Source organism: Pseudoalteromonas sp. S2755, assembly GCF_005886535.1.
GTDB lineage: Bacteria > Pseudomonadota > Gammaproteobacteria > Enterobacterales > Alteromonadaceae > Pseudoalteromonas.
In genome coordinates this window covers 1-8,852 of the sequence record NZ_PNDS01000037.1, presented here as the reverse complement: position 1 = coordinate 8,852, position 8,852 = coordinate 1, and the positions used below count along the sequence as shown (strand labels likewise).

Annotated in this window: 8 protein-coding genes and 1 tRNA gene; 7 read left to right on the top strand and 2 right to left on the bottom strand. The window is 43.7% G+C overall.

What is annotated here, in order from left to right:
* Nucleotides 1-32: 32 nt before the first annotated feature.
* The 7 genes from CWC03_RS07620 to CWC03_RS07595 all read left to right on the top strand — a co-directional run bounded on the left by CWC03_RS07620 (nucleotide 33) and on the right by CWC03_RS07595 (nucleotide 7,562).
* On the top strand, nucleotides 33-1,001 hold the full coding sequence (locus tag CWC03_RS07620) for a TauD/TfdA family dioxygenase (RefSeq protein ID WP_138581249.1): 969 nt from the start codon (nucleotides 33-35) through the stop codon (nucleotides 999-1,001).
* An 81-nt stretch (nucleotides 1,002-1,082) separates the two neighbouring features.
* Nucleotides 1,083-2,459, top strand: a complete 1,377-nt coding sequence (locus CWC03_RS07615) for a serine hydrolase domain-containing protein (protein ID WP_102057604.1) — start codon at nucleotides 1,083-1,085, stop codon at nucleotides 2,457-2,459.
* Between the two features lie 266 nt (nucleotides 2,460-2,725).
* Nucleotides 2,726-3,286: a YcjF family protein gene (locus CWC03_RS07610; RefSeq protein WP_010607109.1), complete on the top strand. Its 561-nt coding sequence runs from the start codon at nucleotides 2,726-2,728 to the stop codon at nucleotides 3,284-3,286.
* Between the two features lie 80 nt (nucleotides 3,287-3,366).
* Nucleotides 3,367-3,543 (top strand): hypothetical protein, encoded by a 177-nt coding sequence (locus CWC03_RS23425; RefSeq protein WP_017217212.1) that lies wholly within the window; start codon nucleotides 3,367-3,369, stop codon nucleotides 3,541-3,543.
* Between the two features lie 150 nt (nucleotides 3,544-3,693).
* Nucleotides 3,694-5,355, top strand: a complete 1,662-nt coding sequence (locus tag CWC03_RS07605) for a cyclic peptide export ABC transporter (RefSeq protein ID WP_138581248.1) — start codon at nucleotides 3,694-3,696, stop codon at nucleotides 5,353-5,355.
* Entirely contained in the window at nucleotides 5,352-6,431 is a 1,080-nt protein-coding gene (locus CWC03_RS07600; RefSeq protein WP_138581247.1) for a prohibitin family protein, read from the top strand. The genes CWC03_RS07605 and CWC03_RS07600 overlap by 4 nt, the downstream gene beginning before the upstream one ends.
* Before the next feature lie 69 nt (nucleotides 6,432-6,500).
* Nucleotides 6,501-7,562 carry a DUF6765 family protein gene (locus tag CWC03_RS07595; RefSeq protein WP_138581246.1) on the top strand — a complete coding sequence of 354 codons (1,062 nt, stop codon included), beginning with the start codon at nucleotides 6,501-6,503 and terminating at the stop codon, nucleotides 7,560-7,562.
* Nucleotides 7,563-7,605: 43 nt separating this feature from the next.
* On the opposite strand, the gene CWC03_RS07590 is transcribed toward CWC03_RS07595, so the two are convergent.
* The gene (locus CWC03_RS07590; RefSeq protein WP_138581245.1) at nucleotides 7,606-8,352 is read right to left on the bottom strand and encodes a hypothetical protein; all 747 of its coding nucleotides are present in this window, start codon (nucleotides 8,350-8,352) and stop codon (nucleotides 7,606-7,608) included.
* Nucleotides 8,353-8,773: 421 nt separating this feature from the next.
* Nucleotides 8,774-8,850 (bottom strand) — tRNA-Ile (locus CWC03_RS07585).
* Between the last annotated feature and the right edge of the window lie 2 nt (nucleotides 8,851-8,852).

The window sequence follows — 8,852 nt, the reverse complement described above, 5'->3', positions numbered from 1 at the left end:
CAAAAGTACTTACTTTTAAGGATGGGAAAACAATGGATCACGCACTTTCTTTGGAATTGGATCCGACAACGATTGCAGCAGACGCTCGGATACATGACTTATCTGAGGTTAAACAAAGCGGCATGGCATGGGTGAAAAACCACGTTCAAGAGGTGAATAACTGGGTTGAGCGAGATGGTTTTGCATTGCTGCGTGGCTTAAATATTGTGAGCACGAATCAGTTTAGCGCCATACTTGAGACCTTGTTTGGTGAGCGTTTAAGCCAGTATGTTTATCGCTCTTCACCACGAACGGCACTGAACAACAATATTTACACCACCACGGAATATCATGCCGATCAAGTGATCCTGCAGCATAACGAAAATGCTTACTCCAATGTTTGGCCGATGCGAATGGGCTTTTTTTGTGTGATCCCAGCAACTACAGGAGGGTGCACACCACTTGCCGACAGTCGTGAAGTATATCGTCGTATTCCCGGTGAATTAAGAGACAAGTTTGAGCGTTTAGGTGTGCAGTACGTGCGTAACTACGGTGATATTGACCTACCTTGGCAAGAGGTTTTTCAGACCGAGAGTAAAGCCGAGGTTGAGCAATATTGCCGACAAAATGAAATCGAATTTACTTGGCTTGATGATAAAAGGCTACAAACCAAGCAATGGCGTCCGGCGGTCATGCGTCATCCAAAAAGTGGTGAAAAGGTATGGTTTAATCAAGCTCACTTGTTCCACTGCTCGAGTCTAGATAATCAACTCAGTGCACAAATGCGTGACAGTATCGGCAGCGAATTTTTACCTCGTAACGCCTTTTTTGGTGATGGTAGCGAAATAAGTGACCAAGACATCAAGCTCATCAATCAGGTTTATCAAGACCTCAGTTTTGCTTACCCATGGCAAAGAAACGATATTTTGCTGCTGGATAATATGCTGTTTACTCATGGTAGAGAGGCCTACACAGGCACTCGTAAAGTACTAGTTGGCATGGCAAATATCGCGTCAGCATAACTAGTTGGTACTCATTCCGATGAAAGTCGGGCAACAACATTTGTTAGTGGTTACGTGGTTGGCAATGTAAGGAATGAAAAAATGAAATGGCTAATACAACTACGGCTAAGAATGATGATGCTATTTTGCATCACCTTAGCACTGGCTTCTTGTTTGCAGAAAAAGAGCGTCGCAGATAATCACACCATTATGCCTAATCAATTAGAGATGATAGCGGCGGTGGTGAAGGAATATTGCGATGCCAACCTATTCTTTGGCACGGTTTATATCACCTCGGTTGATAAGGTGGTGTACCAGTCCAACTGCGGACCACAGAACATGCAATATGATGTTGATAACAGCGTTAAGTCTAAGTATCGTATTGGTTCCAATACCAAAGCGTTTTCGGCTGCTATTTTAATGAAGATGCTAGATGGTAAGGACTTACGGCAGGAAACCATTGGTGATCACTTGCCTTGGTACCCAGATAACCAATGTGCGGATGTTTCGCTGCATCATTTGCTTACCATGTCATCAGGGATCAATAACTACAGCGACAACGAAGCCGTATACGATAACTACGGTTGGCGGCCTTATTTATATAACTCGAGTCTAGATCTTAACGGTCCGGAAGATTTTAGTAATCGCTTTTGCACTTGTGGTGCCGAAGCGGGGCAAAGTGGCTCACCGTCATTTACCCCGGGTAGCAAGTATGAATATAGCAACTGTAACTACTATCTTATCGGTAATATCATTGAGCAATTAGCGGCTGGCAAACAAGGCAATATCGGTCGTGAGTATTGGTTTGCCAATATCGTTCAAGAGCAAATTCTAAACCCGCTTAGCATGACGGACAGCGGCTCTTACAGTGCGATTGGTGTCTATTCAAATATGACCACAGGCTATATCTATAATCAAAACCAATACTTACCCCTTGCCAATGGTCGTCCACCAGCTACAGGTGGACCTGCACCTTACGAAGACATTTTAGTGAATCCATATAGCAACCCTTTGGTACTGTATTCCGCTGGAGATTTATATTCCACAGTGGAGGACATGCATAAGTGGGATCAAGGCTTGTATGGCACTCAAATCTTAAACGATACCCAGAAGCTAGCAGCCTTTGCTCCCTACTCTAACACTGGTAGCAGCGACGAGTGTGAATACTATGGCTATGGCTGGTTTGTCACTTATGTTGACCCAAACCAGTACGGCAAAGTGGCAAATTGCCCCGAAAACCCAGCCGATGCAAATCTCAGAATGTATGAAAAATTCTTACAGTACTCTGGTAGTTACCCCTATTCATGGGTGACCAGCTTTACTCGTTTACTGGAACGAGATCAAAGCATCATGGTGTTTAGCAACTATGTAAAAGAGGGGATTGAGTCAGATTGTATCGCCAAGGAGATCCGCAACATTATCTTCTATAGTGATAAACACCGTACCGAGCAATGCCAGCAAGATTTGAATCAGGCATAACGCGGTAGGGGAAAATATCGAGCTTTCGCGCTCGGTTAAACAAATTAATAGAACGCCTGCAGTAGGTGGCAACGTTTCGCTCAGTTGTATTTGTGACACTGTGCAAATCCTTGGTTGTTCTTAGGTTTACTTCTTCATCATGGATGAAGGCGGTAAAGCTCAGAGTTGAATAAGTGCAACTTGTTTGATTTTGGGTACTAGGGCAAGTGCCAACATGGTGCTTGATGAGTTCGACAACTGTTTAAATAAATCATAGAGGATGAATTATGGCAGTGACAAAAACAGCGAAGGATGACAAGGCGAGCGATGCTCCAGAACAACAGGAATCACAACTTGTTGCTGATGAAGACAGAGCAGCCGTTGCTCAGCTGATTGTCGACAAATACACAAAATGGTCGTTTGGCTCTGGGTTTATTCCCGTTCCTGCGGTTGATTTAGTGGCGTTGACAGGGATCCAAATGAAGATGATAGGCGAAGTAGCAAAGGTCTATGGTCAATCATATGGAGACAACAAGCTGCGTGGCACAGTAAGCGCGTTGATCGGCGGCTCTTTTCCACAAACCTTAGGGGGCGCGGGACTAAGCAGCTTTTTGAAGGCGGTTCCTGTCCTTGGCACGTTAAGCGCAATCGCATTTATGCCAGTTGTGTCTGCGGCATCAACACACGCAGTAGGCGCAACTTTTGTTCGACACTTTGAAAATGGCGGCACGCTGATAGACCTGAATCTAGCAAGTATGAAAGGGGATATCGCAGACATCGCAGCTAAGTATCGTGCAAATAAAGGGAATGCGGACGCAACAGCTACAGCGGAAAAAGCCACAGTATAACCGATACTGGCTGACATAAACCGGCAGGCAACTGCTGGTTTATTCTTCGCACCGAATTTATCAACAACTTGGAGAAAATTATGCTTATCGCTTTATATTTAGTGTTATGCATTTTAACTGGTTATTGGGGACGAAACACCTTTGCAGGGCCCGTGGGCTTCTTTTTAATTTCGTTAATGTTTACGCCTATTGTTGGCTTGATCATTTTACTCGTTGGGCAAAAGCGCAAGCCCACAGAGGTGAATGACGAGGAATGAGAGCTTGCTGGTAAAACTGAACGATTTATAAATATAACTTAATGTTTTAATGCAGTATTTATTTAAATCCAACAGGCAGTTTTGATTTTTAGGGACTATGCTAAGTAGCATGCGCGGGCAGTAGCCCAATAACAATAAAAGATAATAACAATGGTATTGTACGAATTAATTCGCCGACATATTCAGATAAAGAAAAGGACCTTTATTGCACTGGGGTGCATTTCTGGTTTGGCCAATGCGTTGGTGCTTGCGCTTATCAACAACGTAGCAGCCAATATCTCTGATATTAATAAAGAAAATCATATTCTTTACTACTTGGTGCTATTTACACTGACGATTGCAATATATGGTTTCACTCAGCAAAGACTGATGACTAAAGCCGCGCAAATGGTGGAGCGTGCTATAGACAAATTGAGAGTCGATCTGTTTGAAAGCATTCGTCATACCGAGCTGTCAACGCTAGAGAAAATCGGCAAAGAGCGGATCTTTAATACCATCAGCAAAGAGCTACAGACCATATCTCAGTCGGCGCAGCTGTTTGTGATCATTGGTCAATCCATCAGTTTGGTGTTTTTCACATCTCTCTATATTGCCTGGCACTCTTTTGTGGCGTTTATGGTTATCTCGACACTGATTTTGGTCGGCGCCAGTATTCACCGTTTACGCGCCAATGAAATCCAGCGCAACATGCGCATTTCTTTTGAAAGCGAAAATCAGCTTATTCAACGCTTATCTGATTTGCTCGATGGCTTTAAAGAAGTAAAGCTCAGTGAGCCAAGAGCGGAAGATTTAGAACATGAGTACCGCCGTGATTCGAATCGTGCAAGGCGTGCAAAAACCAAAACCCAAACCTTGTTTGCAACCGACTTTATTCTGTCGCAAATCACCTTTTTCGCAGCGACAGGCGCGATGGTGTTTATCGTCCCTATGCTCTCTGACGTGTATACCGATGTGGTCATTAAAGTTACCACCGCATCGCTATTTTTAATCGGCCCTATTACCAGTATTGTTGGTGGGATCCCCGTTTTCACCACCGCAACAGAGGCGGCGCAAAACGTCTTAGCATTGGAGCGCGATTTAAAAAATATTCAAGATGAGCAAGAGGTTAAACGACATGAACCAGCTGAAAGCTTAACCTCATTCAATGCCATCACCTTAGCGGGGGCGTTTTATCAACATCAGAAAAAATCGAGCGATCGTCCGTTTGCTGTGGGGCCGGTGGATATCACCTTTGAACAAGGAAAAACCACTTTTATTACCGGTGGTAATGGTAGCGGTAAAACAACATTTATCCGGATGTTGACTGGCCTTTATGAATTGCAAAGCGGACAAATCTTGCTCAATGGCAAAGCGGTTACGGAAGACAATCGCCTTGCTTATCGAAGCCTATTTACAGCCGTTTTTGCAGATTTTCATTTGTTCCAGCAGCTCTATGGAATTCGTGATTTGAGTACTGAAGAAATCGACGAATGGTTGGACTTTTTAGAGATGCGTGCCAAAGTGGCTATTCAAAATGGGGCGTTTAGCACCATAGATTTATCATCAGGCCAGCGCAAGCGCTTAGCGCTTTTGAGTACCATTTTAGAAAATCGTCCCATTTACATCTTTGATGAGTGGGCGGCAGATCAAGATCCTATCTTTAGGCGAAAATTCTATGAACAAGTGCTACCTCGTTTAAAAGCGCGTGGTAATACCATTATTGCCATCACTCATGACGATGCCTATTTCCATTTGGCCGATGTGCACTTAAAAATGGAGGAAGGTCAGTTGTTAGCACACCACGACAGTGAAAGTAACGGAGTACCATCATGAACATTAATATTTCAGGGGATTTTGCCTTACTCGTCGCCGGCGGCTTAATACTGGCACTGATCCTATCTAATTTGCTCATGCGGGTGTTAAAGCGTTACAAGCCCAAGTGGCATAAGCGTATTTTGTCTTGGCGTTTTCGTGCTGGTGTGACGTTGCTTATTTTATTATTTATCGCCGTTGCATTGGTCAAAGTCATTTTTATCAAGGTTGATTCGGGACAAGTTGGGGTACTGTGGAAGCGCCTTGGCGGTGGTACGTTCGTAGAGCATCCATTTTATGAGGGGACGGTGCTGGTTTATCCTTGGGATACATTGACGATTTATTCGAGTCGATTCCAAACCGCGACCACAGAGATCCACGCCATTACTTCCGAGGGGCTTAGGATCAAAATGGAAATAACAGTGAGGTACCGTCCCGTTGTGGAGCATATTCCTTACTTACATAAGTTAGTCGGGACTGACTATCTTGATGAAATTGTGCTCCCTGAAGTTGCATCAGCGGTTCGCATGATCGTTTCTGATTATACCGCTGAAGAGGTCTATGCTCATCAGCGCTTAAAGATCCAAGATCAGCTGTTAAGCACTGTGTTGAGAGAAGTTCAGCTACAAGAAAAGTCGATACTCAAACAAGAAAAAAGCGAAATGCAAGGGCATAATTTGGTGAATTTAGACGATATGCTTATTCGTCAGGTTGATATTCCTGAAGGCGTGCATAGTGCGATTGTTGCGAAGGTGAATCAAATGCACTTATACCAAGAATATAAAATGCGTTTAGATGTTGCTGAAAAAGAGGCTGAGCGAAAGAAAGTGGAGGCTCAGGGGATAGCCGATTTTCAAGAAACGGTGAGTGGCGGGATCTCTGAAACCTACTTAAGATGGCGCGGCATAGAAGCAACCATAGAATTGGCGAAATCTAATAACGCGAAAGTGGTGGTAATAGGTAGTGGTAAAGATGGCCTACCGCTGATTTTAAATACAGAGGGAGGCGCACCGACTCTACCTGCCTCGGGTAACCCAAATGCTACGGATCCACAAAGCCAAGAGCCACAAACGCCCAATGCGATTAAATCAAAGTAAGGAATAGTTACATTTTTAGTGTCACGGACTACACTGTGGCGGTAAAGGAAAAGAGAAGGACAGCGAAAAATGCAAATTGATTTACATCATGGCATGACGTGGGTGGTCGCACGCGCGGCAGGGTTCACCGAGCAAGAGGCTGAAATTATTGCTCACGCGGCACAATACGTAGATGATGCAACAAACTATGGTCACATCAAGTTTGATAACGGTGCTGCTTATGAGCGCATCGCAACCGCCCATAAAATGCTCGATTATAAAAACCTAGACAGCTTAAAGAACATGAAAGTGTGGGTACCTTTTCATTTCCTACCGGGTAATGGGGGTTTACCTGCTGGGCAAAATCCGTCTGGCACCTTTATTCAAAAGCTAGTTTGCAAGCCACATTCCCATGTAGCAAAAGATATGATCGCTGAGTGTATTGCTGATAAGCATAGGCCTTATGGACTACACCGCCTTGGTATTACCTCTCATGTATTTATTGATACTTGGGGCCATCAGGGATTTGCTGGCATACAGCATAAAGTCAATGAAGTGGCTGAAATAACGGACTTAAATGGTGAACCAGAAGAGACTTGGCGAGAGCGAATAAGCGAATACTTTTCTGATGTTTTTCAAGATGATATTCCAAGTTTAGGACACGGACAAGCGCTTTCTCACCCTGATCAGCCTCATCAGCAGTGGAGTTACTTCAACGGATTGGGCGAAAAAGTAGTGCGAAATAATCCAAGCGATTTTCTGGTCGCGGCCGATGAGCTTTGCAAAGTCTATCAAGACTATCGAGGCGAGACTATCAGTGGCTTGAGTGAGTCATTAAAGCAAAAAATAGCGCAGTGCTTTGCTGAATTTGATATGGATGATGGTGAAGAACGTCATCAACTGTGGCTTGATGCCATTGAAGCGAACCGATTTGGACTTGGAAGTTATACCCTAACTTACATTGCAAAAGGTGAGGGGTCGTGGAAACACCAAGCGCTGGGTACAACCCGTGCTAAAGGTGACGACGATAGCTATTCATTTCGCAGTGAATTCTTAACTTCTAACTGGAAGTATTTTCACGATGCAGCCAAAAAGCATCGCCTCTGTATCATTGATGATATTTTGCCCAAATACGGAATTTGTGTGAGCTAAGCTTCAGTAAAGTAAGTGCAGCTAGGCTGCACGATTTTTGCGTTTAAAATAGCTCGGAAGAAAGCTCACGAGATTGCGAGTTTTGATTTATATGCCAAGTTTCGACAAGACGAGTCGTACCGCCCGAGTTTTTACAAATTAATTCTGTCACCAGCACTTTATAAAAACCACTGTATTTAGCCTCGCCCGCAACATTCAAGACATCGCTATAAAATCCACCTTGATGTCTTTCATTGAAAAATTCTGGGTTACCACTGACATAGTTGGTTTTACGGCACAGGCCTTGGTGCGAGTTGTTATTAATATTAATCAAGCCAGTATATTGAACATCTGCAAAATATCCTGGGCCATTGCTCGGCGTTTGCCAATCAGCCACTGTGATTTCACTGTGCCATACAACAACGGGAGCCTTGGGTATCTTGTGATAAACAATCGCCTCTTCACCTGAGGGTAAGGTGCAGCTGAGTTTAACCGACTTTTCTGTCAGCTTATGCTCCGCAGGCAGTGGGCCAGAAATAAAGGGCGCGTTGAATGTGAGAGGAGCAATCAAATCGCCGGTTTGTGTATTAACCACTTCAAATTGATGGCACTCATCCGCCGCTAAGCCGCCCGTGAGCGCATTAAAGTACTCAGTTGTGCCTGCACGAGCTGAGATAAAATCAACAGGTGCGCCCTGGTACTGGGAATGATCTCCCGCACCATCCTGATCATAAAATACCTGAGTAGCCAAAACAGAAGTTGAACTACAAGCCAATGCAATCGCAAGCAGTCGAGTGTTGAATGTAACCATATATTTTTCCTTTACAGTTGTGTTTGTTTTTTATTCAGTCTCAATATAAGGTAAATGTAACTTCATGCAACTTTTTGATTTTTCTGGTTTTGGCAACTATCTAATTACTGCAACCGCTATCTGTATTGGTACGTGATGTGGATATAAATGCTTAGAGTTTAGCTAACGTTAGATGAATGGAGTTCAAGTGGGTAGGGGTTCGAGTTATCTGAAGCTCTAGTTACTAGGTTTCAGTGTCTTATATGATGTGGATTGAAAGTTGTGTTTGTACCTGCTTTGGATTAAAGCTGTGCAACTTTAAAATTTAGGGCTAAGGAGTTATGGGGCCAATATTTTTATAGTTTGTAATCAAATAGGCTTTTGAATATTGATTTCAGTAGTACGCTAAAAAAGAGTATAAGAAATGTAAGGTAAGAAAAAATGGTGGCCCCACCTGGACTCGAACCAGGGACCTAACGATTATGAGTCGTGCGCTCTAACCAACTGAGCTATAGGGCCAT

Coding starts and splice junctions, on each gene's coding strand:
- CWC03_RS07605 (WP_138581248.1), top strand. CDS start 3,694: ATGGTATTGTACGAATTAATTCGCCGACATATTCAGATAAAGAAAAGG.
- CWC03_RS07610 (WP_010607109.1), top strand. CDS start 2,726: ATGGCAGTGACAAAAACAGCGAAGGATGACAAGGCGAGCGATGCTCCA.
- CWC03_RS07595 (WP_138581246.1), top strand. CDS start 6,501: ATGCAAATTGATTTACATCATGGCATGACGTGGGTGGTCGCACGCGCG.
- CWC03_RS07615 (WP_102057604.1), top strand. CDS start 1,083: ATGAAATGGCTAATACAACTACGGCTAAGAATGATGATGCTATTTTGC.
- CWC03_RS07590 (WP_138581245.1), bottom strand. CDS start 8,352: ATGGTTACATTCAACACTCGACTGCTTGCGATTGCATTGGCTTGTAGT.
- CWC03_RS23425 (WP_017217212.1), top strand. CDS start 3,367: ATGCTTATCGCTTTATATTTAGTGTTATGCATTTTAACTGGTTATTGG.
- CWC03_RS07600 (WP_138581247.1), top strand. CDS start 5,352: ATGAACATTAATATTTCAGGGGATTTTGCCTTACTCGTCGCCGGCGGC.
- CWC03_RS07620 (WP_138581249.1), top strand. CDS start 33: ATGGATCACGCACTTTCTTTGGAATTGGATCCGACAACGATTGCAGCA.